The following is a 25,634-nucleotide window of genomic DNA, read 5'->3' as shown; positions in this document are numbered from 1 at the left end:
CGGAAGCGATTTCAAAGCAAAGAAGGAGCCTCTTCTTCAGCCGAGCGGGGGCTTTTCTGCGGTTGCGAAATGAATATAGTGACCACGACCGTGCGTCGTGGCGCTCGGCCGTTCTCACATCGTTACCGGCCGCAAGGCGCGAAAGTTCTGCACCGCTATGCTGGCCTGGCTCGATCAGAAAACCGAAATCGTCGAACACGCCGATCAATCGTCGCAATATTTCGAGCCGGCCCACGCCGCCTATTATGGCGGGAGGCCTGGCCAGCCGCTGAAGCTTATGCTCCAGGCGCGCAGCGACTTTCTGTCGATATGGCGTCGTGCGGACTACCGCGAGCATGTGGCGGAGTTCAAGCTTCTGGGCCGGCAGCTCGTCATCGTCAATTCGCCCGAGGCTATCCGTTATGTGGTTGCCAAGCGCCATGAGAACTTCGAGCGCAAGACGCCGCAGATGCGACGCGCGCTGGAATATCTGCTGGGTGACGGCTTGTTCATTTCCGACAAAGAGACCTGGAAGCAGCGCCGGCCGCTGGTCTCCGATATCGTGCATAAAAACCGCGTCCCGGCCTTCGGTTCGATCATGCAGAACACGGCAAGCGAGCTTGCCGACCGCTGGCAAAGCTTGGGCGAGGGCGCTGAGGTTAATGCCTTGTTCGAAATGGCCGGGCTGACGGCGGAGATCATCTCCCGCAGCGTCTTCGGCAATGATCTCGGCGAGGAGGGCGCCAATGCTGTCACCGAAGGCTTTGCGAGCTACCAGTCGCTGGTCGATTCCGTCAATTTCGGCTATTTTCTCGGCTTCGATGAGGGGCTGCCGATCATCAGGACGCCGAGCTTGAACCGGTCGGTGAAACGCATTCACCGCATCATCGATCAGGTGATCGAAGATCATCTAGCAGGCAAGGGTGATAACAGCTCGATGGTCGAACTGCTGATCCGCCGGCAGCAGCGCAATCCCGAGCTGAAACTCGATGTCGTGGCGCTTCGCAACGAGGCCGCCACCATCTTCATGGCCGGCCACGAAACCACTGCGGCAACCCTGACCTGGGCCTGGTATCTGCTCGCTGGCGCGCCTTGGGTGGAGGAGGCGGTCCATGCGGAAATCGAGGCTGTCTGCGGTGATCGGGTCCCCTCGATCGATGATGTCGCGAAGCTGGACTGGTGCCGCGCGGTTATCGAAGAGACGCTGCGCCTCTATCCCCCGGTACCGATCCTGGCGCGCCAGGCCGCCGAACCGGACCAGATCGGCGACGTGAAGATACGCAAGGCGGCACTGGTGCTGATCGTGCCATGGATCCTGCATCGCACGGATTCTCTTTTTCCCGAGCCGCATCGCTTTTATCCGGAGCGTTTCCTCGGCGCGGCGCGGCCGGCGCCTTACAGCTATATTCCCTTCGCCGCCGGCCCGCGTGTATGCCCCGGCCTGCAATTCGGCCTCACCGAGGCGATCCTCTGTCTGGCGATCCTGGCCCAGCGTTTCCGCGTTCGGGTCAGGGATGGACATAAGGTTCAGCCACAATGCCGTCTGACGCTGCGTCCGCGTGACGGCATGCCCGTGACTGTGCATAGGCGCCGGGGATGACGACCGAGACGGACAAAAAAGTTGCCGTCGGAAAGCGTAAGGCCTGGACCTATGAGCCGCCGAAAGCTCCGCCCCTCGCCGATTTGGTCGCTGGCGGCGACCGGCGCAAGGCATTTCTGCGCTATTGGCTTTATGAGAATATCGACAACGCCATAGATCTCTTCCTTTATTTTGCCTTCATGCTATTGCCGGCGAGCGTCTGCTCCGACCTTGGCGGCTGGCTAGGGCGGGTTCTGGCTCCGCGCTTCCATAAGGGCGCTTATGCGCGCGCCGCAGCTAATCTCAAGATGATCAGGCCCGAGTTTGGCGATCCAGAGCTCGATAAGCTCCTCAGGGCTTATGCCGATTCTCAAGGGCGGCAGATGGCGGAATATTCAGTCGTGCCGAGACTGGCACGACGGCACGTTCGCATGATTGGCACCGAAGGACTGGTCGAGCGTTGCAGTAAAGGGCCGGTGATCTTCATCGCGCCCCATATCAGCAATTGGGAGGTACTCTGGCATTGCCTTCTCGACATGGGACTCGACGTCACCATGAATTACGACCCGCCCAAACGCCGCTCACGCCACTATATCGTCAACCGCTTGCGCAAGAGGGCGGGGCTTGGAATCTTGAAACCCGGGCGCAGCTTCGTGCGCCCGGCCCTGAGAATCCTGGAGAACGGCGGCAATTTGCTGATGTTCTGTGACGAGGGCTTCAACGGGCATATCCGAGCGCCGTTCTTCGGAAGGCCCGTGCATCTTGAGGGCAATTATGCGCTCATCGCACGAATGGCTCGAAGGGCGAATGCATTGATCTATCCGGTTTATATCGTTCGTGAGACAGGGACGAGATTTGCACTGAGAGCTCTGACACCTTTCATGCTTCCCGAAAGGTCAGAGGTGCCCATTGTTCAGGACGTAGCGCAATTGAATGCCGTGATAGAACCGATGGTGCGCTCCTATACGGACCAATGGTATTTTGTAGATAATCGGCTGTAATTAAGAAACGGAGATTCAATTTAAGTATTTCCTGAGGCGGGCCTTTCGAATGGTGGTCGCGTTGCTATTCAGCCATTTCCTATCGTTGCTGCTTCAGTCGAGCAGACCTTTTGCAAAGCTCATTTTACGGAAGTGCCGCCGCTCCTCGGCGAGATCATAAAACCTGCCATCTGTATAGAGAGGCAACAAACTGGGCGTCTTTTCGTCGTCGGAATTGATGGGGCTGGTTCACCCTCAACGGCCATCATCATGGAGCCGCAACCAGAGGATAGCACACCGCTATTTGTCGCAGCGCAGGCATGTCTGCCCCGCTACCCGCCTCATCCGCCCAGTCCAGAAAAGCGTGGATGCGACGTGCGACCTTTTCGGGGTGGTGCTGGCTGATGTCGGCGATGCGATGGTCTAGAAAAGGATTGAGGAAACGGTCGAGTGTCGTGGCGACATAGGCCTTCGCCTCGTCTCCCATGCCGTTGGCGGCAAATCCGGGCAGCACTTCGCTTTCGTAGAGAGTATCGAGTCTCGCCCTTACGCCCTTGTCGGCCAGTATGGCGCGCACGGTTTCGTCCGCCGGACGACTTTCGCGCTGCCAGATTTCGGCAAGGAAGGTGTGGCCGAGATTGAGGATATGCAGTTTCAGGCGCTCATAAGGGGCGAGATCGTCGGTTAGCACGATGCTTGGATGCTGACATGGCGCGCGGACACCGGGCGCGCGTTTGATCGCCCACAGGGCATAGGGTTCGGCAACAGCGCCGATCGGCTCGATCGGCTCGGAAACGATGCGATCGACCAGGGTCTCGGCGAAGGCAGCGTGGCCGTCGAGCCAGGTATAGAATTCAGCGGGCACATCGTTGAGCCGGGCGCAGTCGATGACCCTCTGTTTCAGAACGCGGCCGTTGCCCGTCATCAGTTCACAAGGAAGGATGACCAGGGGGCGACCGGAGGCTTGCCAGCGTCTGACGAGGAGCGCGGCAAGCTTGGCGGGGAAAGATCGCGGAACCTGGTCGTTTGTGCCGAAGCGATCTTCCTCCGGCCATGTCTGGTAGCCGGTTTCGCCAGTGTTGGAGATGACGAATGCCGCATCCTCGGCAAAGAGCCTTGACAGCTCCCCCCAGTGTTCGACTGCGGACAGACCGCGATCGACGCTCATGACCTGGACGGTACGATCGACGGGTTGCCCATCCGACATGCCGCGTATGATGACGGGATAGCCAGCCGGATTGCCGAAGGCAGCGACGCGCCCGCTGCGGCTGTTGGCGCCTGAGACCTGAACGACAGCAATGGGACCAGCATCCTGGCCGGATTGTCGTGCCTCGTGCACGAAGAATGCCGCATGCGCCTGCAAGAACCGGCTGGTGCCGAACTGGATGATCCGCGAGCTCACGCCACTTTCCTCCCATATTCGATGTTGATGAATAGATCGTCCGGCTGAGGCAACATGCAACCTTTATGCAGTCCGTCCAGTTTTTGTTTTTTATCTATAGAAAACAGCGAAACCATGAGCAGTCAATGTTTTTATGGAAGTGAATGCAGGTTGGGCTGCCGCAGCAGTCCGAGGAGCATGGACTCGATCGCGTATTCTTCGATTGTTTATTCAGTAACCTGTCATGCCGCGCCGTTGCCGGCCAAATGACGATTGATAATGGAGCCGCGGCGCGATCGGATCTCTCCCGCAGTTACAGTAACCTTTCTTCCCCGCGCTCGAGACTGATCTCCTTGTGAAAATCGAAGAAAATATCATAAAAACTGTGATTTTGTCATATTTTTCTGTTATATCTGTGCTTGAGGATGCCTAGCTGTCTGCATGCCCTGTTTGCCGGATTTTAGCGCTAATCAGATATCGACGGTGCACATCTCGATAACGAGGTCAGCAAATGGCAGCATCCACGCAATCTGAGCCGCCCATCATGACCCAGGGGAGAGTTGAATGGCACGTATCACCTTAAGGCAATTGCTCGATCACGCCGCTGAAAACGGCTACGGCGTTCCAGCTTTCAATATCAACAATATGGAACAGGCGCTCGCCATCATGGAAGCGGCCGATGCGGTCAATGCGCCCGTGATCATGCAGGCGTCGAGGGGTGCCAGGGCTTATGCCAACGACATCATGCTGAAACATATGATGGACGCAGTCGTGGAAATCTATCCGCATATTCCGGTCTGCGTGCATCTGGATCATGGCAACGATCCTTCGAGCTGCATGACGGCGATCCAGGCCGGCTTCACCTCGGTCATGATGGATGGATCTCTGAAGGCGGATGCCAAGACGCCGGCAGATTGGGACTACAATGTCGGCGTGACCAAGACAGTGACCGACATGGCGCATCTCGGCGGCATTTCCGTCGAGGGTGAGCTTGGCGTGCTCGGCTCGCTGGAAACCGGCATGGGCGAAGCAGAGGACGGTCATGGGGCGGAAGGCAAGCTGTCTCATGATCAGTTGCTCACCAATCCGGACGAGGCGGTGAAATTCGTGCGCGAGACCAAGGTCGACGCGCTGGCGATCGCCATGGGCACCTCGCATGGCGCCTATAAGTTCACGCGCAAACCGGATGGTTCGGTGCTGGCGATGAGCGTGATCGAGGAGATCCATTGTAAGCTGCCCAACACCCACCTTGTCATGCACGGCTCCTCCTCGGTGCCCGAGGAATTGCAGGAGATCATCAACAAATATGGCGGCCGGATGAAGCCGACCTGGGGCGTGCCGGTCGAAGAGATCCAGCGCGGCATCAAGAACGGCGTGCGCAAGATCAACATCGATACCGATGGCCGCATGGCGATGACGGGCCAGATCCGCCGCGTGCTGCAGGAGGATCCGAGCGAGTTCGATCCTCGTAAATATATGAAGCCCGCCATGGCTGCGCTCACCAAGCTCTGCAAGGAGCGCTTCGAACAGTTCGGCACGGCCGGCCACGCCTCGCGTCTCCAGCCGCTTTCAGTCGCCGAAATGGCCAGGCGTTACAAATCCGGTTCGCTCGACCCGGTTTTCTCCTGAGCCGGATGATCAGGGTGCAGCCGGGCCTGCTGCCTGGCGCACGCTCTCTTCGCTCAGCGTCTGGCCGTGGAATTTCGACAGCGATACAACGACATCGTCGATCTCCTTGGCCAGTTGCTGCGCATCCCACTGCAGGGCTGCTGCGGCGATTGCACCGATTTCGCGTAATCCCTGGATCGTCAGCAGGCCCTCGATTGCCATGGTCGTACGCCGGAAGACAATGTCGGAGAGATGCACGACCATCTCCTGCCGCGCGATCCAATCGATCTCGAGCGCGCTGTGACGGGGTGCGCCGCTGATGCGCTGATCGTCTTTATAGTCCGAAGGGCGAGTAAGAATAGCTGCGGCAGTTGTACCGTATCGGCTGAGCAGCTCCTCCGCTCTGCTGGCTTCGACGCCGGCCTTTGCCGCCACTGACTTGATCCAGCTCACGCGCTCGTTGGCGTTTGCCGGGAAATCCCGGCCGCCGCCGATCGCAAGCCGCTCCGTGGACGTCTTGCGGCCGCGTTGAAGGCGCGCCAGCACGGTATCGGCAACCTCTTCGGCAAAGCCGCGGAATGTGGTCCATTTGCCGCCGACCAGAGAAATGATCGGAAAGGGGCGTCCGGCTTGCGGCTCGAAAACGGGTGCGGAGTGATCGCGGCTGATCAGGCCCGGCGACGAGGCGTCCGAGGCGGGCAGGGGGCGGATGCCGCTATAGCTGTAGGTCACCTGATCGCGGTCGAAGCGCAGGCTCGGAAGGAGCGACCTGACGCTGTCGAGAAAATAGTCGATCTCCGGCTCTTCGCAGCGAACATTGTCTGGATCGTCGCAAGGGATATCGGTCGATCCCACAAGCGCCTGGCCGAGATAGCCGTAGACCAGGCAAATGCGGCCGTCATCGGCTTCGAAATAGATCATATGGCCGTTCAGGCTGCGTACCAGTTCCGGATGATCGAGCAGGATATGCGATCCCTTGGTGCCGCCGATCAGATGAGCCGGTGCACCGAGAGCAGCGTTGACGTGATCGATCCATGGGCCGGCGGCATTGACCACGAGCTTCGGCTTGGCCAAAAAGACATAGCCGTCCGCGCGCTGGAAGGTCAGTACGCCATCGGCAGCAGAAACGAGCCGGGTCGAATTTGCCGCCAATGAAGCCTTGTTCGCCTCAAGTCCGTCACTGACGAGCTCGTAGACCAGTCGCTCCGGCCGGCTGATCTTGGCATCGTAATAGATGCCGCCGGCGACGATCTCAGGCGTGACATGCGGCATTTCCTTCAACGCCCGGCGCTTCAAAAGGAACCGGTGGCGCGGCATGACACGGTTGCGCGAACCGAAGAAGTCGTAGAGCGCGAGCCCGATCTTGATAAGTAAGGCGCCACGGCTGCGCGGGGCGGTGGTCGAGCCCGTCAGCGTACGTAGGGCTGCCCAGATGCCGCGTGTCCATGAGAAGATCGGCACGAAGGTCGGCAGCGCTTCGACGCAATGCGGCGCGTTCCTGAGCAGAAGGTTTCGCTCAAGCGCCGATTGCGCGACCAGGCCGAATTCGCCTGTTTCCAGATATTTCAGGCCACCATGGATCAGCCTGGATGGCGCAGCACTCGTTCCCGAGCCGAAATCTGATTTATCGACGAGGAGGCAGTTGATGCCCTGCAGCGACAGATCGCGAAACAGCCCCGCGCCATTGACGCCTGCGCCGAGGATGACAACATCGACATCTCCGTCTTGAAATTGCGAGAAGCGTTGTTTCAGATCGGCGGTCCTATCGGTCATAACATCATTGTCCTGGTGAACTGCCGCGACAGAGCCTTCTCGCGCGGCGCAATTTTGGTTTAGCCTTGAAAGTGCTGGGTCGCGAGATTGCCGATCCGCGGCCAGAGCGGCGTCATTGCTTCGGCGATGTCGCGGAAGAGGTCGTAGCGGACGCGATAATCGGCGCTGCGGGCGGAATCCGGATGATAGGTTCTGGCGATCTTGCCGACATCGCGCGGATCGCTTTGCGGGCTGGTATAGACACCGACCCCGGCACCGGCGCAAAGTGCGGCCCCCCAGGCCGCGGCTTCATCGGTTTCGGTGACGGTGACGGGCATGCCGAGCACGTCGGCAAACATCTGCACGACGATCGGATTGCGCGAGACGCCGCCTGCCAGCCTTGCCTGATCGAAGGAAAAACCATCGCTTAGGGCATCGACGTGAATCTTATGGTTGAAGGCGATGCCTTCGAGGACGGCGCGCAGCATATCGCCGCGATCATGCCAGCCGCCAAGCCCGAAAAAGCTGGCGCTTGCCTCAGCGCCATAGGGGGAGCCGAAAAGATAGGGGTGGAAGAGCGCGCTCGATGGCCGGTTGAACGCCGCCTCGATCTCGGGGCCGAGTACGGCATGAATCGACTTGCCCGCTGCTTCCGCGCTTGCAATTTCTCTGGCACAGAGCTTGTCGAGGAACCATTCGTAATTCGCCGACGATGCCGGCGAGATCGACATGTTGTTCCATTGGCCCGGTGCAATCGCATTGCGGCAGAACCAGCGGTCGTCGACGCGCGGTTCCGACGAGAGCGTCTCGTTGATCGAATAGGTGCCGGCGATGACGGCGACGACGCCGGACGCATAGCCGCCGGCTCCGAGGGCCGACGCGGTCACGTCGTGCAGGCCGGCAACGACGGGCGTATCTTCGGCAAGGCCGGTTCGCTTCGCGACGGCTTCTGTTACGTATCCTACGATTTCGTCGGATCGCGAGACAGACGGCAAGGCTCCCTTCACCTCGGCAATGCCGAAAAGCTCCAGGGCATCCGCAGAATAATCCTGCGTCGAAACATCGGTGAAGGAGGTGCTTGCTTCGGTACGGTCGGTACCGGCAACGCCGGTCAGGCAGAAGCGCAGCCAGTCCTTGCAGCTCAAGATGTGGCCGATTTCAGCAAAGCGCTCGGGCTCATTGACCTTGATCCAGGCAAGGAGCGCCGATGGGGCCGAGACATGCGGCAATTGACCGGTCAGCTTCAAAGACGCGTCGGCAAGAGGAGTCTTCAACCATTGTTCGACAATCGATCCGGCGCGGCTGTCGAGCGAAAGAATGGCGCGTCCGAGCGGCTTCTTTGCCTTGTCGAGCAAATAGATGCCGTCGCCGTGCGCAGTTGCGGCAATCGCCTGGATGTCGCTTGCCGGCCGGTTGCTGAGCTTGATCGCCTCGGCAATGGCGTCGGCCGTCTGGTTCCAGAGTTCGTCCATGTCCCGCTCGACATGGCGTGCCTTCGGCATGAACTGGGTCACCCGACGGCGCGCAACGGCAAGCGGCGTTCCGTCAATGTCGAAGATGACGGCTTTGGTGACGGTCAAACCGCTGTCAATTCCGAGCAGACTCGGCATTCCCGTGACTCCTGATCATGAACGAAAAGAGGTGGTCGTTGCGGGCTTCAGCCTCACGACCGCTCCTTGTCGCCTTTGGCGACGACCACGTTGATATTCTTGTTGCGCATACGCTCCAGATGGGCGGCCGGTGTCTTCTCGTCGACGATGACGACATCGAATTCGCTCAGATGCGCGAAACTATGCAGCGCCCGCCGTTCGAACTTCGTATGATCCATCAGCAAGATGCGCTTGGCGGCGCTGTCGAACATCGCGCGCTTGATATCGACGATCTCGGGCGACTGATGAAACACGACGTCGTCGATGATGGCCGACATCGAGATGAAGGTGACATCGGCCCGCAAGCGATTGATTTCGTTGATCGTCATCCGGCCCATGAAAGCGTTGCACCAATTATAATATTGCCCGCCGAGCGCCAGGAGCGTCACGTCATGCATGTCCTTCAGCGCATTCATCAGCGTCAGCGAATTGGTGATCGCCGTCAGAGGAACCTTGGCCGGCAGCTGCGAAGCCATCTGCAGGACGGTGGTGGAATCGTCGAGGAAAATTGCCTGGCCAGGCTCGATGAACTGCATGGCAGCCGCGGCGATCATCTTCTTTTCGCTTGCCTGCCGGTTGGCGCGATAGACGTCGCTCGATTCGATCAGGCTGGTGGCCGCCGCCGATACGATGCCACGCGTCTTGCGGAACAGGCCTCGGCTGACCAGTTCATCGACATCGCGATGAGCCGTCATCAGGCTGATGCCGAAGCGCTCCGTCAGATCCTCGATGCGCATCGAGCCTTCTGCCATGACGGCTTCGGCGATCATCTGGCGCCTGGCGATCTGGCGCGAATGCCGGCTGTCGCTCGGCAGCTCGTCTTGCAGAAAAGATACGGGGCTTGTCTTGTCTGTCACTTTGGCCTCTGACGCTGAGCCTTGCGGGGATTAGCTTGCTGCAGCGAACATCACGCTATAGAAAAAATATATAAAGAACAGTTCGCTATCAGAGTTTCTGCAAGTTCTGTCTAATGTTGAGCCAGGGTGCCGCCCGCCGCGGTCTAGGGATAGGGGCGCCGAGTTCCGGCGCCCCCGATATCATTACTCGGACAGAACGAAGGGTGCCGTGTACTTGTCGACATTATCCTTGGTGATCAGGATGCAATCGAAAAGCTGCTTTTCGCTCTTGGCACCGGTCTTGCCGGTCTTGATGAAGCTATCGGCCTGTTTGACGGCTTCCTCGGAGAAGACGGCAACCGGCTGCAGGACGGTGTACTGAAGTTCACCGGCCTTGATGGCGGCAACAGCGTCCGGCGAACCGTCGAAGCCGCCGACCTTGACGTTGGCGAGCTTGCCGGCTTCCTTGAGAGCGGCGATCGCGCCAAGCGCCATTTCGTCATTGCCGGAGATCACGCCGGTGATGTCCGGATGCGCCTGCAGGATCGACTGCATCTTGTTGTGGCCCTGGGTGCGGTCCCAGTTGGCAACTTCCTTGGCAACCTTCTTCAGGTCGGGATATTGCGTCAGCACGGTTTCGTAGCCGTTCGAGCGCGTAGCGGCATTGTTGTCGGAAGGCGAGCCGAAGAGTTCGGCATAATTGCCCTTGTCGCCAACGGCTTCGACCCACTGCTGAGCGCCGATCGCCGCACCCTGGGCGTTGTTGGAAACGAGCTGAGCCTTGGCAAGGCCTTCCTGGTTGATTTCAGCATTGACGAGGAAAACCGGGATACCGGCTGCAACGGCCTTCTTGACTGCACCGACCGAGCCGTCAGCATTGGCCGGATCGAGGATGATGGCGACCGACTTGTTGGTGATCGCCGTATCGATCAGGTTGCTTTCGGTGTTGGTATCGCCCTTATGCGCACCGACCGTGGCGGTATAGCCGAGCTTCTCGGCGGTTGCCTTGGCGATATTGCCTTCCGTCAGCCAATAGGGGTTGGATGGATCGTTGACGATGACGGTGATCTGACCGGCGGCCCAGGCGGCCCCCGTTAGAAGCGGTGCCACAGCAACTGCTGCCATGACGATGCGCAAACCTTTTTTGAACATTAGTCTCTCTCCCTTTGATGAGCTCTGGTAATGCCGGCGAACCGGCGGTCCTTTCTCCGATCGGCATCTCACCGACCGGGGACAAGTCTTGATGCAACGTCAGCCGGATTTGGTCCGACGTCCGTACTGGATGCTGTTCATGAGCACGGCGAGCACGATGACCGCGCCGGTAAAAACCGTCTGCCAATAGGCCGAGACGCCGATGATGACGAGGCCGTCCGCCAGGAAGCCGATGACGAAGGCGCCCAGCATGGTGCCGCGCACCGTCCCGCGGCCGCCCGTCAATGCGGCGCCGCCAATGACGACGGCGGCAATGGCGGTCAGCTCATAGCTGGTGCCGGCATTCGGACCGGCCGAGGTCAGCTGCGATGACAGGACGAGGCCGGCAATGGCAGCGCAAATGCCTGAAAGCACGTAGACAGCGATCTTGACCTGCTTGACCGGAACGCCGGAAAGATCGGCAGCGCGCTCGTTGCCGCCCGAGGCGTAGAGCCAGCGGCCGAAGGCTGTGCGGCTGAGAACGATACCGCAGATGATCGCAAGCACCGCAAGGACGATGACGCCGATCGGGACGCCGGCGAGGCGATTGAAGCCCAGCCAGTTGAAGCCTGTGTTGCCGAGTTCGGGGCGGCCACCGAGATTGTTGTAGGTGAGGCCGTTCGTCATCAGCAAGGCAATACCGCGGGCGACATAGAGGACGCCCAGGGAAGCGACGAAGGCCGGAACGCGCAGGTAGGCGATGAGCACGCCGTTAACCGCACCGACGATGCCTCCGAGGATGCAGGTCAGCACGACGACAGCCCAGACCGGCGGATAGAGGATGACGCCGAAGCTCGACAGCGTGACGCCCTGCATCAGGAAGCCGGCGATACAGCCGGCAAGGCCAAGCGTCGAGCCGACCGACAGGTCAATGCCGCCATTCAAGATGACGAGCAACATGCCGATGGCGAGGATGCCGAAGATCGCGACATGCGAGGCCATGGTCAGGAAGTTGCTGAGCGAGAAGTAGTAGGGCGACAGGAAGGAGAAGACCGCGATGATGACGATCAACGCGAAAAAGGCGCGTCCTTCCAGAATCAGCCGCACGAGACTGAAATTCCGCCGCTGTCCGTTGGATACTGGTTTCTTATCTGTAATGTTCGTGACTGACATAATCAGTGCTCCATGAATGCGGCTAGTGCGCGACCACTGCTTCGCCCGAGGCGGCCATGATCTTTTCCTTGGTGACATCAGGACCGAATTCGGCAGAAATCTTGCCGCGGTGCATGACGATGATGCGATGGGCGATGCTCAGGCACTCGGCGACTTCCGAGGTCGAATAGATCACCGCCAGACCTTCCTTGGCGCGCTCGGCAAGCAGCTTGAAGACCTCTGCCTTCGCGCCGATGTCGATACCGCGGCTCGGCTCGTCAAGCAGGATCACGCGAGGATCGGTTGCCAGCATCTTGCCGATAACGACCTTCTGTTGGTTGCCGCCGGACAGCGAGCCGATTGCCGCTTCGCCGCCGTCGGTCTTGATATGAACCTTGCGGATGGAGTCGCTGACCAGCGACCGCTCGCGACCGCTCGAGGTAAAGAGACCCTTGGTAAAGGCGCCGATGCTCGCAAGCGACAGGTTCGAGCCGACGGTCATCGTCTGAACGAGACCGTCGCGCTGACGATCTTCCGGCACCAGGACCAGCCCCTGCGCGATCCGGCCGGCAATGGAAAGACCGCCGACATCGGTGTTGCCGAGGAGCACGCGGCCGCCGCTCGACCGAAGGCGGCCCGCCACACATTCGAGCAGCTCAGTACGGCCGGCGCCCATCAGACCGTAGATGCAGACGATCTCGCCGGCGCGAACCGCAAGCGACAGGCGGTCGACCGCGTTATAGGCGGCGCCCGACGGGCCGGGGACGGTGAGATTGTCGATTGTCAGCGCCACGTCGCCCATTTTATGGCCTGCCGGCGGGCTGCCGAGATCGAAATTGTCACCGACCATGTTGCGCACGATCCATTCGAGATCGATGTCCTTGCGTTCGGCATAGGCGGTCATGTTGCCGTCGCGCAGAACGACGGCGTGATGGGTGATCTGCAGCGCCTCTTCCAGATGATGCGAGATATAGACGATCGACACGCCGCGGTTCGTCAGATCGCGAATGACCTTGAAGAGGACTTCGACTTCGCTCGCGCTCAATGCCGAAGTCGGCTCGTCCATGATCAGGATGCGGGAATTGACGGAAAGCGCGCGAGCGATCTCAACAATCTGCTGCTGGCCGAGGCGCAGATCCTCGACGGGTGTGAGCGGATCGATATTTTCCTCGAGCTCTTCCATCAGCGCACGGGTCTGGCGCTCTTCCTCGGCAAAATCGACTACGCCACCCTTCATGATCTCGCGACCCATGAAGATGTTGTCGCGGACGCTGAGGTTCGGTGCCAGGCTCAATTCCTGGTGGATGATGGAAATGCCGCAGGCGCGCGCATGCGTGGAAGAGGCAAAGGAGATCGGGGCGCCATCGAGAATGATCTCGCCCGATGTCGGCTGGATGACACCGGAGAGAATCTTCATCAGCGTCGATTTGCCCGCACCGTTCTCGCCGAAAAGGGTGGTGACTTCGCCGCGGCGAATATCGAAATTGACGCCCTTCAGCGCATGGACGCTGCCATAGGATTTGGCGACATTGCGGGCGGCAAGAACGACTTCGCCCGTGGTGGCGCCATTGTGCTGGACCTGGCTCATTTCACATCGACCTTTACCGGGGTGACGAGCCAGTTCTTCGGATTGATGAGCTTGAAAACGCCGACGACCGTCGCCGTCTTGCCCGTCAGCTTCTCCGGATCCAGACTGCCAAGCGTCGCCTTCTTCATCTCATTGTTGATGGCGGAGCCCGCGTCCTGATATTCGATCTGGTTGGTGAACTGGCCGAATTCGATCTTGCCCGTGGCATCGCGAAGATCTGTACCGTTGATTGCCGGACCTGTTTGGACGCGAACGGCGATGCCATCAGGCATGCCGTCGACCTTGAATTCGTTGAGATTGGCCTTGCGCTCACCGAACGTGCCGGTCAGGGAGACGGGAAGAACGGGACCAGTCGTGGTGGCGACGCCATATTTCTCGCCGGCCGCCTTCTTGTCGGCCAGAACCGCATTGGCGAGCGTTACCGCATCGACGGCGCGCTTTTCGACATCGGCTTGGACTTTCGGGAATTCGGCGGCGCCATAGGTCTCCGGCTGGAAGCCCTGCTCGCGCACGTCGTGTTCCGAGCCGATCCTGACCACCTTGGTATCGGCAGCGATGGCGCCGATTACGATCACCACCGCGGCGATACCGGCGACGATCTTGAGCTTGGAGCCAGTCGGCTTGGCAGTTGCATATTGAGCTTGCGTATTCATGTTCGAACGACCTTGGGCATGTCAGCCGGATTACCTGATGGAGAAAGGGGGAAAAGTCCGATGGTTCCGGCTTAACGGAAGCACGGCTCGCGCGTTCGCACCGTGGAGCGCTTCGCTTGGCTTCGGGCGGCACCGTCACCGGAAAGGAAATTCAACATCAGGGAGCCTCCTCAGCGTGCGGACGGCTGTCTCCTCCAGTCGCCCATCTTGGGTCCACAATCACCGCATCTATGCGACAATTGTGATATAAGTATGTTAACTTCTGCGTTTCATATGTTATAAATCTTTGGACGTGTCAACCGCGATTTAACAGCTCCTGTGTCCGGCCGGTATCTTTGGATCTCAGTGCTTCCCGCCTTTTCACATTTGAAGCTTTCGCTTTGTCGGCCTTCTTCCGAGGTTCGCCGATCGGCATCGTTTTGGCGGACCTGATATCAAAGTTTCTTGATAATAATTTGATATAACTCAAAATTATAAGATGACCGCCCCGCGCTTTTCAGCGACCTTGCTGATTCGATCCGAGTGATTCAAGTCGTTGATCCGTGTTCCTCCAAAGCGTTGCTGCAGTCTTTCCTTGCTGCGGCTTGCCTATCAACCACATCCATTTTATATGAAAAAAATTACAACGCCAGAAAAATATTACTGTAACAACGATATGATTATGTTATAAAGCCGCAAGCTGCTTGATGGGTCGCAGCTGTGCGTTGGATCCATTGCATGGCTGGTATCGGGTGCGCGCTGGCGCTTCGTTCGCGATCTCCCTTTGGAGCGGAGAGTACGACGGCGACGATAGATGCGACCTGGCGTAGATTATGCCCTTGGCCGCGTGGGGAGGAATGAAAATGCTTGTGATGGTTGCCGATGCTCTTGCCGGAGGGTGTCGCGTGGTGGAGCTGGCTTGCAATGTCTAAAAGCGACGGGATCATCATCGGGATCGATGCGGGTACCTCGGTTTTGAAGGCAGTTGCCTTCGAGCTATCCGGACGGCAGATCGCTTCGGCTTCAGCGCGCAATCGCTATGAGACGGGAGACGATGGGTCGGTCACCCAATCGCTCGGCCAGACTTGGTCGGATTGCCTCAGTGCATTGCGCGGCCTTGGGGAGAAGGTGGGCAACCTTGCCGCCCGAACGGCGGCGATCGCGGTTACCGGACAAGGCGATGGCACCTGGCTTGTCGGCTCCGGCAATGCTCCGGTCGGTGATGCCTGGCTGTGGCTTGACGCCCGAGCGGCATCCACCGTTACGCGCCTGAGCGCCTCGGCCAACAACCGCGCCCGGTTCGAGGCGACGGGCACAGGGCTCAACACCTGCCAGCAGGGTGCTCAGCTCGCCCATATGGACCGCTTCATGCCCGAGATTCTCGATCGGGCAGAGACAGCGCTCCATTGCAAGGACTGGCTCTATCTGAACCTCACCGGCATACGGGCGACCGATCCATCGGAGGCGAGCTTCACCTTCGGCAATTTCCGCAACCGCCAATATGATCCGGTTGTCATCGATGCGCTCGGCCTTGCCCGCCGGCGCTCGCTTCTGCCCGAGATTGTCGACGGAACCGAGATCAGCCATCCCCTGACGGAGGCCGCCGCCACGGCCGCCGGCTTACGTGCGGGAACGCCAGTCTGCCTGGGTTACGTCGATATGGTCATGACCGCGCTTGGCGCAGGCGTCCGCACCGGCGGTCGGAACGCCGCCTGCTCGACGATCGGATCGACGGGTGTGCATATGCGAGCCAAGGCCGTGCCCGATGTCCAGCTCAACGAAGAGGGGACGGGATATGTCATCGCACTGCCGATCCCCGGTATCGTCACGCAGGTCCAGACCAATATGGGCGCGACCATCAATATCGATTGGATTCTCAAGGTTGCGGCGGATCTGATGTCTGCTGGCGGGAGCGAGGTTTCCTATTCCGACCTTATTCCGCGCATCGATGCGTGGTTTGCCGAAGCGCGTCCGACGAACCTTCTCTATCACCCCTATATTTCCGAGGCCGGCGAGCGCGGTCCCTTCGTCAACGCACATGCGCGTGCCGGCTTTACCGGACTTTCGACGCGGCATGGCTTTGCCGACATGCTGAGGGCCGTGGTCGAAGGGCTCGGCATGGCAACGCGGGATTGCTACGTGGCCATGGGCGACATGCCTTCGGAGCTGCGCATCACCGGAGGGGCCGCCCGTTCGCGCGCTCTACGAGGTTCGCTATCTGCCGCCGTCAAGGCGCCGGTGCGGATTTCGGATCGCGAAGAGGCGGGGGCTGCCGGTGTCGCGATGATGGCTGCCGTCGCGATCGGCGCCTATCAGGACATGGACAGCTGCATTGCCGACTGGGTGACGCCCTTGCTTGGCGAGGCCGAGGCACCCGATCGGGCAAATATCGAGCGTTACGATCGCCTGTTCGATGCCTACAAGGACGTGCGTCAGGCGATTGCGCCGGCTTGGGACAAATTGGCCCAGCACTAGCCAATGACGAAGCCGGCGAGGAGCTTGGCCTTAGAAGACTGAATTGATGATGCCGCGGGCATCCTTAGGAGCATGACATGATGGAACCGGAAATCTATGATCTTTTCGTGATCGGCGGAGGCATCAATGGTGCCGGCATTGCGCGCGATGCAGCCGGCCGCGGCCTTTCGGTTATCATGTGCGAGAAGGGCGATCTCGCGGAGGGTACGTCCTCGCGCTCCGGGAAGCTGGTGCATGGCGGTCTGCGCTATCTTGAATACTACGAGTTCCGCCTGGTACGTGAAGCCCTGATCGAGCGTGAAGTGCTGCTGAATTCGGCAAGCCACATCATCTGGCCGATGCGCTTCGTACTGCCGCACAGTCCGACCGATCGTCCCGCATGGTTGGTGCGTCTCGGCCTCTTCCTCTACGATCATCTCGGCGGCCGCAAGAAGCTGCCGGGCACGCGCTCGCTTGATCTTCATCGCGATCCGGAAGGAGCGCCGATCCTCGACCAATATTCGAAAGGTTTCGAATATTCCGACTGTTGGGTTGATGACGCCCGGCTCGTTGTCCTCAACGCTCTCGATGCTTCCGCCAAGGGCGCGCAGATCCTGACGCGCACGGCCTGTGTCAGCGCGCGCCGCGATCAGGGGAGCTGGGTTGTCCAGATGCGCAACGAGCGTTCCGGCGAGGTGCGGACCGTCCGCGCCCGCGTGCTGGTCAATGCCGCCGGCCCCTGGGTCAACGACATTATCGGCCGTGTCGTCGGCTCGAACAGCCAGCGCAGCGTCCGGCTTGTCAAGGGCAGCCACATCATCGTTCCGAAATTCTGGGCCGGCCAGCAGGCCTATCTCGTCCAGAACCACGATAAGCGCGTGATCTTCATCAACCCTTACGAAGGCGACAAGGCGCTGATCGGCACGACCGACATTCCCTACGAGGGCAAGCCGGAGGAGGTGAGGGCCGACGAGAAGGAAATCGATTATCTGATCACGGCGGTCAATCGCTACTTCAAGGAGAAGCTGCGCAGGTCCGACGTGCTCGAGAGTTTCTCCGGCGTCCGCCCGCTGTTCGACGACGGCAAGGGCAACCCCTCGGCCGTAACGCGCGACTATGTCTTCGATCTCGACGAGACCGGTGGTGCGCCGCTCCTGAGCGTCTTCGGTGGCAAGATCACGACCTTCCGCAAGCTTTCCGAACACGCCATGCAACGGCTCGCAAAATTCTTCCCGAAGATGGGCGGCGACTGGACGCGGGGCGCCACGCTTCCGGGCGGCGAGATTCCGAATGCCGATTACGTTGCCTTTGCCGATACACTGCGAGCGGCCTATCCCTGGATGCCGCGCGCGCTCGTCAATCACTACGGCCATCTCTATGGCGCCCGCACCAGACAGATCGTCGGCAATGCGATGTCGCTGGCTGAACTCGGCCGGCATTTCGGCGGCAATCTCTATGAGGCCGAGGTTCGCTATCTCGTGGCTTCCGAATGGGCGCTGGCGGCCGAAGACGTGCTGATGCGACGCACCAAGGAGGGTCTGCGTATGACCGCAGAAGAGAAGGCGGATTTCGCGGCCTGGTTCGACGCCGAGTTGGCGCTCGCCGCCTGAACCAACAGACCTTGCCGGGAGACCTAAAATGCCCTTGACGCTTTCGCTCAATACCAATCCGCTTGTCAATCGCTTTGCCGAGCCGGCCGACCTGATCGAAACGGTGGCGCGCGATCTGCGTATCCGCGATCTGCAGCTGACCCACGAATTCATCAATCCGAGCTGGCAGGCGCCGGTCATTCGCCGCCTGACGCGCGACATGCAGGAGGCATTGAAGCGCACCGGCGTTCGCGTAACCTCGGGAATGACCGGTCCCTATGGCCGGCTCAACCATTTCGGCCATCCCGACAAGGATGTTCGCCGCTATTATGTCGACTGGTTCAAGACCTTTGCCGATATCACCGCCGATCTCGGTGGTCATTCCGTCGGAACGCAGTTCGCAATCTTCACTTACAAGGATTATGACGACCCGGTCCGGCGCGAGGAGTTGATTGAGGTTGCGATCGAGTGCTGGGGCGAGGTGGCCGAACATGCCCGGGCTGCCGGCCTCTCCTACATCTTCTGGGAGCCGATGAGCATCGGCCGCGAATTCGGCGAGACGATCGATGCCTGCCTTTCCCTGCAGGACAGATTGACGAAGACTCCCTTCGCCATTCCGATGTGGATGATGGCCGATATCGACCATGGCGATGTCACCTCGTCCAATCCCGACGATTATGATCCATATGCCTGGGCGCGTGCCGTGCCGAAGGTATCTCCGATCATTCACATCAAGCAGAGCCTGATGGATAAGGGTGGGCATCGCCCCTTCACGGCGGAGTTCAATGCCAAGGGCCGTATCCAGCCCGAACCTTTGCTCAAGGCTTTTGCCGAAGGAGGCGCCAAGGACAACGAAATCTGCCTGGAACTGTCGTTCAAGGAGCGCGAACCGAACGATCGTCAAGTCATCGCGCAGATTGCCGAAAGCATCGCCTTCTGGGCGCCCCATATCGACACGGGCGTTGGCGACTTGCATATCTAGCCGATGGGGCGGCCGAGTCCCGATTCCCTGAACGCCAAATCCTTTCGAGGAGGTAGCCGGATCGGGGCGCTATGGCGGAGAGAACAGGCGAGGGACGATGCGGAGCGAATTGAAAGGGAACGGACGATGACGGATGCGGATGCTTCGCTCGCCGTGCGGGCGGCCTGGTTGCACTATGCCGGGGGCTTGACGCAGTCCGAAGTGGCGAAACGTCTCGGCGTTCCCTCGGTAAAGGCGCATCGCCTGATTGCGCGCGCGGTTGCCGAAGGCGTGGTCAAGGTGACGATCGACGGCGATATTGTCGAATGCGTCGAGTTGGAATCCAAGCTTTCAGCACGGTTCGGGTTGCAATATTGCGAAGTCGCGCCCGATCTCGGCGAAGACGGCTTCGAGTTTCGTGCGCTTGGCCAGGCGGGCGCGGGTTTCCTGAGGCGAGAAATCGAGAGCGGCAACAACAAGGTCATCGGTCTCGGCCACGGGCGAACGCTTTCTTCCGCCGTCCATCATTTGTCGCGTGTCAGCGCCAAGAATTTGCGCTTCGTCTCGCTGCTGGGTGGGTTAACGAGAAATTATGCTGCTAACCCCTATGATGTCATGCATCGCATTGCCGAAAAGACCGGCATGCAATCGCATGTGATGCCGGTGCCGTTCTTCGCCAATACGCGAGAAGACCGCGACGTGCTGCTTGCCCAGCGCGGCGTGAAAGAAGTCTTCGATCTTGCAAACGGCGCCGATCTCAAGTTGGTCGGTCTCGGCACGGTCGATACCGACGCGCAGCTCGTCTTGTCGGGGATGGTGGAGCCTAAGGAGATCAGGGAAATCACCGCGGCCGGTGGCGTCGGCGAAATTCTCGGCCATTTCTTCGATGCCGACGGCAATATCCTTGAGACCACGCTGACCTCTCGCACATTGTCCGCCTCTCTGCCGCGCATGAAGGGTGAGCGGCTGGTGGCACTGTCAGGCGGATTGCCGAAGGTCGAAGCCATCCGCGCGGTCCTCAAGAGCCGCTGTCTCTATGGGCTGATCACGGATGAGAAAACAGCACAGGCACTGTTGAAGAGCTAGGAATGATGCTAACTGCGAAACACGAATTTATCTCAATGTAACAACAAAAATGTTGATTTGTGAGATTTTAGTGTTATATCTTTCGGAGTTCCATTTTGGGCCGATGACCGGAGTAAAAGGTGAAACGGGAAGAGCGCCAGCAATCGATCATCAATCTGCTCATCGAGCATAAGACCGTCGATCTCGACGATCTGGCGGATCGTTTGGTTGTGTCCAAGATGACGATCCACCGCGATCTCGATGATCTCGAGCAGGCCGGCGTGCTACGCAAGGTTCGCGGCGGCGCGACCATCGATGCCGGCACCCAGTTTGAAAGCGATTTTCGTTTCCGCGAGCGTCAGGGTCATGACGAGAAGCTGGCGATGGCGCGCGCAGCACTCGATCTGGTCGAGCCCGGCATGACCGTCATGATCAATGACGGGTCCATGGCCGCCGTTTTAGGCGAGATGCTGCTGCAGAAGCGGCCGCTGACGCTGATCACCAACAATGCCGCAATCATAGACCGCATGAGGAACGAAAGCGGCATTACGCTGATCGCGCTCGGTGGCGTCTATTCCGCGAAGTTCAACGCCTTTCTGGGCGTCGTTACCGAGGAAGCCCTGTCGCGCCTGAGAGCCGATATCGCCTTCCTGTCGACGCCGGCCGTTTCCGGCAGGCTCGCCTATCATATGGACGATAACGTCGTGCGCACGAAGCGGGCGATGATTGCGTCGGCGGGCAGGAGCTGCCTGCTCGTCAGCCATCAGCGCATCGGCCATACGGCCCTGCATGTGATGGCCGATCTCACTGATTTCGAAGCCGTGATTACCGATTACGCGCCCGATGCTGCCATTGTCGAGCAATTTCGCCGCGACGGCATCGCCCTTACCATCGCCTCGAACCAGGATATGACATGACAGAGAAGCCTCGCTATTGGATCGGCACGAGCTGGAAGATGAACAAGACGCTCGCGGAGGCGCGCGCTTTCGCCGAGGCCCTGCGCGCCGCCGATACCTTGCGTGACGACCGTATTCAGCGTTTCGTCATTCCGCCGTTCACCGCCATACGCGAGGTCAAGTCGATCCTGTCGGAAAGCTCCGTCAGGGTCGGTGCCCAGAACATGCATTGGGCCGACCAGGGTGCCTGGACGGGGGAAATCTCCCCGTTGATGCTGAAGGATTGCAATCTCGACATCGTCGAGCTTGGCCATTCGGAGCGTCGCGAACACTTTGGCGAGACCAATGAAACCGTCGGATTGAAGACCGAGGCAGCCGTCCGTCATGGCTTGATCCCGCTTATCTGCATCGGCGAAACGCTGCAAGATCGCGAAAGCGGCCGTGCAACCGAGATCCTGAGCGAACAGGTCATCGGTGCGCTATCGAAGCTCTCCGACGCCCAGAAGCAGGCTGAAATCCTGCTGGCCTACGAGCCGGTCTGGGCGATTGGCGAAAAGGGGATTCCCGCCGAGCCCTCCTATGCCGATGCACGCCAGGCCGAAATCATTGCGGTCGCGCAAAAGGTGCTCGGTCGAAAGATTCCGTGCCTCTACGGCGGATCGGTCAATCCGCAAAACTGTGAAGAACTCATTTCCTGCCCGAACGTAGACGGGCTTTTCATTGGCCGCTCGGCCTGGAACGTCGAAGGCTATCTCGACATTCTCGCCAAGTGCGCCGCCAAACTCTGAGGAGCATACAATGAAGCTTGCTATTGCTGGAGACAGCGCCGGCGAAGGCCTCGCCAAGGTTCTTGCCGACCATCTGAAGGACCGTTTTGAGGTGAGCGAAGTGTCGCGCACCGATGAAGGCCCCGATGCGTTTTACGCCAATCTCGCCGACCGCGTCGCCTCCGGCGTCATCGACGGCACCTATGACAAGGCGATCCTTGTCTGCGGCACCGGTATCGGCGTCTGCATCTCGGCCAACAAGGTTCCGGGCATCCGTGCGGCACTGACGCATGACACCTATTCGGCGGAGCGCGCCGCTCTGTCGAACAACGCCCAGATCATCACCATGGGCGCCCGGGTCATCGGTACCGAACTCGCCAAGGCAATTGCAGACGCCTTCCTCGCCCAGACCTTCGACGAGAACGGCCGCTCGGCCGGCAACGTCAAGGCCATCAACGAGGTCGATGCGAAGTACAACGCTCGCTGAGAGCGCTTTCTGAAGAAAGCGCGTTCCCATGCGCTGTTCGGATGGTTGCCGGCCAGTTGGATCGGGTCCAACATCAGGCGAAGGCACTTTGCGTGCCTTCGCCTGACTATTTTGGGAATTCTGTTTGGGGATCACGAAACAGGCGGCAGGCGGATTGCCTGACGCCTGGTGCTGGCATTGCCCGCACCAGCATGCCTTCCCGCTGGAAGATTCGGTCAATCAACATGACACAGCCCGTCAGGCGGCCGGTGCCAATGGTTGTGTAGCCTGATTGCGCGCCCAGGCGATACCGTCTTCGAGAGAGGTCGCGCGGTAGGCGAGATCGGTGCCGCCGGAAAATGCCGCCATGAACCGACGTATCTTGCCGTAGCTATTGTCCAGCACGGCATGAGGTCGTCCAAGCAGGATCGAGCAGATGTGGACATGCAACCGGTCTGTGACGATCGCGCGGCCGCGGGAAATCTGGCGGATGCCGCGCCGCAACCGGTTATGCGCCGCCGCGTCGAGCTTGCGCAGCCGTATCTCGGCCGGCTTGAGGGCGAGTAAAGCCGTTGCCGCACCGAAGGCTTTGGAGATGCGCACACGCTTGGCGGATTCAGTCGTCCAGTCTTCTTTCGGAATGTCGGGATAGGCAGAAAGGTTGGCGTCTCCGACCTTCTCGAGATCCGATCTCAACATGGCAAGGACGTCAAATTCCGGTTCATCCGGCCGGATCGTTCCGATGCTGAAGGCCATATCCGGGCAAAGACGGACTTCGCAGTCGAAGTGCTTATGGGCGAACTCTTTCGATTCTTCGTCGCGCACCAGCAATACGAAATGCTTGTGGCGTCCGATGACGCGGGCGCTTTCCTCGATGCGTGCCTGCGACTTGTAATGGATGGATTGCGGGAACTGGATCACCTGCCGATTGGGAAATCGTTCCAGAACCCGTTCGCGAAAGTCCTGATGCGCATCCCAGATGTCGCCGAAATTGCCGCCGCCATGAATGAAGATCGGGCCGGTCGGCATGGTGCGTTCGAGCTGCTCGGGCGAGAAGTCGTCGATGCGCGAGACATAGGTCGGCCGCTTGCCATATCGCCGATTGAGATAGGCCATTTCGCCGAGCCAAATGGCGGAGTCGCCGCAATTGCGGATGTCAGGAAAATCGAGGATCGCCAGCGGCTCATCTTTGCTGATGTAATCCTTCAGGCAATCGTGGATCATGTTGTCCAGTTTCGCGATCAGCTGTTGATTTGATTGTAACGTCATTTCCCCATTCCCCCGTTTAGATGACAGGTCAGTCTCCGGCCGACATCGGCCGCGCGTTTTCAGGCAGGACGAAGTCTCGGCAGCACTTTGCCGAGTATGTTTCGTACCTCCGTTTCCGGGCCGGCCGGCCGCCTCATCAACGTCCACAGCAGGAGCGTCGAACCGCAATAGAGCAGGCCGCCAAGCAGGACCAGGATGGCGAGATGAGTCACGAGCACGAGCTTGTCGTCCGTGTAGGCAAGATGGCTCGAGGCGAGCGAGACGCCTGCCGCCATGATGGCGACGCTCACGAGTGCCCGAAGGTTCACCGACAATTGCCTGGCGACGCTGATGCCGGTGAAGCGCCGTACGAGCATCATGTTGACGGCCGTGCTGAAGAGGCCGGTGAACACGCGGCCGGCAATGACCCCCGGAAGACCATAGAGCAGCAGGCCACCGATCATGATCGGCACGCGCAGGCAGAACATCTGCGTGTCCCGGACGAAAAGCACGCGCGTCTCGCCTTTGGCCATGCCGAGCGGCTGCACCAACGAGCCCAGCGTCTGTAGCGCAAAGACAGAGGCCAGCGACTGGATGATGAAAATGACGGGTGCCCATTTGTCGCCGAGCGCGAGCCTCACCAACGGATCGGCGGTCACGGCAACGCCGATGCCCGCAGGGAGAGCTACAGCGGCAACCAGTGCCTGAACACGCTGATAGGCGGCGGCGAGCCTGCCTGGATCGTTGTGAATGCCAGCGAAAGCCGGATAGATCGTCTGGGTGAGGGGCGCGGTGGCCTCTCGCGTCGGCATCATGGCGAGGTTGCTGCCGACCGAATAATAGCCGAGCTGGATGCCGCCAAGCATCTTGCCGACAAGCAGATAGTCGAAGCGCCAGTTCAGCGTGCTGACGATCTGGCCTGCGGTCAGCCAGGCGGAGAAGGAGAAGAACTCCCGCATATGCTGGAAGGTGATCCTGGGCCGGAACGGCAGCACGAGATAGGAGACAATGACATTCGTCGCCTGGCTGATCAGCGTGCCGACGACGAGTGCCCAATAGCTTTGATAGATGATCGCGATCGCAACCGAGACGACGAAGCCCGCGAATTTCTGCGAAACGGCGAGCACGAACTCCTGCCAGAAGATCAGATCGCGCTGCAACATAATGCGCCGCGGATTCGTAAGGCCGCCCATCAGCATGCTGATGCCGAGAGCGAACATGACACCCGTCAGCCTCGGCTCATTGAACAGGGCGGCCGCCGGATAGGCAAAGATCGCAAACAGGATGCAGATCGCCAGCCCGCGTGCGGCATTCAGCGTCCAGGCAGCACTGAAATGGGATTCATCCGGTGCATCATGGCGGATCAACGCCTCGGAAAGGGAAAGCTCGGTAACGGTCGTTACGATCATCAATATCGTCATGCCGAGGGCGACGACGCCAAAATCAGCCGGCGCCAGATAGCGGGCCAAGACGAAGGTGCTGAGTGTTGCGAGCCCGTTCACGATGGTTCGAGATAGGCTTAACCACATGCTTCCCTTGACGAGCCGTCCCGTGATGCTGCTCATGCGATACTGAAGTCCCACTGCGCTGTGATGCGACCTCTTAATCGCACAGATATCCCGTGCCGTACCAACCTCTTACGGCTGGAACGGCTGCGCAGAATTATGCAGATTCATATGGTCGCTGTGGATGGGGCGGACCCCGGCGTCTCAGCGGGAACTAGTTCAGTGAATTCTTAAGTCAACGTTTCCAGTTCATTTTCGCGTCAGTTTTAATTCATCTCCGCATCATTTTTTTCGCGGGTGCAGCATTTGTCCCCATAGGGGGACGATCTCGACCGGCTCCGCTTATGGGAGGCAAGCCCTTTCGCAAGGAAAATATGTTTCGATGCGGATAACTGCTGCGGCAGGATGCAGAAGCC

The 25,634-nt window shown here is 59.7% G+C and carries 20 protein-coding genes; 10 read left to right on the top strand and 10 right to left on the bottom strand.

Annotated features, from left to right (window positions below; genetic code table 11):
• Positions 1–97: 97 nt before the first annotated feature.
• Together I8E17_RS23735 and I8E17_RS23730 are read left to right on the top strand one after the other, a co-directional pair.
• Positions 98–1,579 carry a cytochrome P450 gene (locus tag I8E17_RS23735; RefSeq protein WP_229002148.1) on the top strand — a complete coding sequence of 494 codons (1,482 nt, stop codon included), beginning with the start codon at positions 98–100 and terminating at the stop codon, positions 1,577–1,579.
• Positions 1,580–1,662: 83 nt separating this feature from the next.
• A complete protein-coding gene (locus I8E17_RS23730; protein WP_229002147.1) occupies positions 1,663–2,559 on the top strand; it encodes a lipid A biosynthesis lauroyl acyltransferase in 897 nt (298 codons plus the stop codon).
• Between the two features lie 247 nt (positions 2,560–2,806).
• Here the strand turns inward: I8E17_RS23730 and I8E17_RS23725 are convergent, their stop codons facing one another.
• Complete coding sequence (locus I8E17_RS23725; RefSeq protein ID WP_069615626.1) at positions 2,807–3,940, bottom strand: D-mannonate oxidoreductase; 1,134 nt, start codon at positions 3,938–3,940, stop codon at positions 2,807–2,809.
• Positions 3,941–4,483: 543 nt separating this feature from the next.
• Here I8E17_RS23725 and fba point away from each other — a divergent pair.
• On the top strand, positions 4,484–5,548 hold the full coding sequence (fba, locus tag I8E17_RS23720; RefSeq protein ID WP_069615625.1) for a class II fructose-bisphosphate aldolase: 1,065 nt from the start codon (positions 4,484–4,486) through the stop codon (positions 5,546–5,548).
• A gap of 9 nt (positions 5,549–5,557) precedes the next feature.
• On the opposite strand, the gene I8E17_RS23715 is transcribed toward fba, so the two are convergent.
• The 7 genes from I8E17_RS23715 to I8E17_RS23685 all read right to left on the bottom strand — a co-directional run bounded on the left by I8E17_RS23715 (position 5,558) and on the right by I8E17_RS23685 (position 14,288).
• Positions 5,558–7,300: a glycerol-3-phosphate dehydrogenase/oxidase gene (locus I8E17_RS23715; RefSeq protein ID WP_069615624.1), complete on the bottom strand. Its 1,743-nt coding sequence runs from the start codon at positions 7,298–7,300 to the stop codon at positions 5,558–5,560.
• Positions 7,301–7,359: 59 nt separating this feature from the next.
• Positions 7,360–8,889 carry an FGGY-family carbohydrate kinase gene (locus I8E17_RS23710; protein ID WP_069615623.1) on the bottom strand — a complete coding sequence of 510 codons (1,530 nt, stop codon included), beginning with the start codon at positions 8,887–8,889 and terminating at the stop codon, positions 7,360–7,362.
• Positions 8,890–8,942: 53 nt separating this feature from the next.
• Complete coding sequence (locus tag I8E17_RS23705) at positions 8,943–9,785, bottom strand: DeoR/GlpR family DNA-binding transcription regulator (RefSeq protein ID WP_069615622.1); 843 nt, start codon at positions 9,783–9,785, stop codon at positions 8,943–8,945.
• 183 nt (positions 9,786–9,968) lie between these two features.
• The gene (locus I8E17_RS23700; RefSeq protein WP_069615621.1) at positions 9,969–10,916 is read right to left on the bottom strand and encodes a D-ribose ABC transporter substrate-binding protein; all 948 of its coding nucleotides are present in this window, start codon (positions 10,914–10,916) and stop codon (positions 9,969–9,971) included.
• A gap of 99 nt (positions 10,917–11,015) precedes the next feature.
• Positions 11,016–12,068, bottom strand: a complete 1,053-nt coding sequence (locus tag I8E17_RS23695) for an ABC transporter permease (RefSeq protein ID WP_069615620.1) — start codon at positions 12,066–12,068, stop codon at positions 11,016–11,018.
• Between the two features lie 22 nt (positions 12,069–12,090).
• A complete protein-coding gene (locus I8E17_RS23690) occupies positions 12,091–13,635 on the bottom strand; it encodes a sugar ABC transporter ATP-binding protein (RefSeq protein ID WP_069615619.1) in 1,545 nt (514 codons plus the stop codon).
• Entirely contained in the window at positions 13,632–14,288 is a 657-nt protein-coding gene (locus I8E17_RS23685) for a DUF2291 domain-containing protein (RefSeq protein WP_069615618.1), read from the bottom strand. Before I8E17_RS23685 ends, I8E17_RS23690 begins: the two co-directional genes overlap by 4 nt.
• A 903-nt stretch (positions 14,289–15,191) precedes the next feature.
• On the opposite strand from I8E17_RS23685, the gene I8E17_RS23680 reads away from it, so the two are divergent.
• The 7 genes from I8E17_RS23680 (at position 15,192) to I8E17_RS23650 (ending at position 22,486) form a co-directional block, all read left to right on the top strand.
• Positions 15,192–16,742, top strand: coding sequence for an FGGY-family carbohydrate kinase (locus I8E17_RS23680; RefSeq protein WP_069615712.1), 1,551 nt, complete (start codon positions 15,192–15,194; stop codon positions 16,740–16,742).
• A gap of 77 nt (positions 16,743–16,819) precedes the next feature.
• Positions 16,820–18,331, top strand: a complete 1,512-nt coding sequence (locus tag I8E17_RS23675; protein WP_069615617.1) for a glycerol-3-phosphate dehydrogenase — start codon at positions 16,820–16,822, stop codon at positions 18,329–18,331.
• Between the two features lie 28 nt (positions 18,332–18,359).
• Positions 18,360–19,292, top strand: a complete 933-nt coding sequence (locus I8E17_RS23670) for a TIM barrel protein (RefSeq protein WP_069615616.1) — start codon at positions 18,360–18,362, stop codon at positions 19,290–19,292.
• Positions 19,293–19,418: 126 nt separating this feature from the next.
• Positions 19,419–20,357: a sugar-binding transcriptional regulator gene (locus tag I8E17_RS23665; RefSeq protein ID WP_069615615.1), complete on the top strand. Its 939-nt coding sequence runs from the start codon at positions 19,419–19,421 to the stop codon at positions 20,355–20,357.
• Between the two features lie 119 nt (positions 20,358–20,476).
• Positions 20,477–21,253 carry a DeoR/GlpR family DNA-binding transcription regulator gene (locus I8E17_RS23660; RefSeq protein ID WP_219511598.1) on the top strand — a complete coding sequence of 259 codons (777 nt, stop codon included), beginning with the start codon at positions 20,477–20,479 and terminating at the stop codon, positions 21,251–21,253.
• Positions 21,250–22,020 carry a triose-phosphate isomerase gene (locus I8E17_RS23655; RefSeq protein WP_069615613.1) on the top strand — a complete coding sequence of 257 codons (771 nt, stop codon included), beginning with the start codon at positions 21,250–21,252 and terminating at the stop codon, positions 22,018–22,020. The genes I8E17_RS23660 and I8E17_RS23655 overlap by 4 nt, the downstream gene beginning before the upstream one ends.
• A gap of 10 nt (positions 22,021–22,030) precedes the next feature.
• Positions 22,031–22,486 carry an RpiB/LacA/LacB family sugar-phosphate isomerase gene (locus tag I8E17_RS23650; protein WP_069615612.1) on the top strand — a complete coding sequence of 152 codons (456 nt, stop codon included), beginning with the start codon at positions 22,031–22,033 and terminating at the stop codon, positions 22,484–22,486.
• A gap of 237 nt (positions 22,487–22,723) precedes the next feature.
• Here I8E17_RS23650 and I8E17_RS23645 read toward each other — a convergent pair whose 3' ends face one another.
• Together I8E17_RS23645 and I8E17_RS23640 are read right to left on the bottom strand one after the other, a co-directional pair.
• The gene (locus tag I8E17_RS23645) at positions 22,724–23,734 is read right to left on the bottom strand and encodes a polysaccharide pyruvyl transferase family protein (RefSeq protein ID WP_069615611.1); all 1,011 of its coding nucleotides are present in this window, start codon (positions 23,732–23,734) and stop codon (positions 22,724–22,726) included.
• Positions 23,735–23,793: 59 nt separating this feature from the next.
• A complete protein-coding gene (locus I8E17_RS23640; RefSeq protein ID WP_069615610.1) occupies positions 23,794–25,278 on the bottom strand; it encodes a lipopolysaccharide biosynthesis protein in 1,485 nt (494 codons plus the stop codon).
• Between the last annotated feature and the right edge of the window lie 356 nt (positions 25,279–25,634).

Source organism: Rhizobium sp. AB2/73 (assembly GCF_020871915.1).
Lineage (GTDB): Bacteria > Pseudomonadota > Alphaproteobacteria > Rhizobiales > Rhizobiaceae > Rhizobium > Rhizobium dioscoreae.
This window is presented reverse-complemented; position numbering and strand designations above follow the sequence as displayed.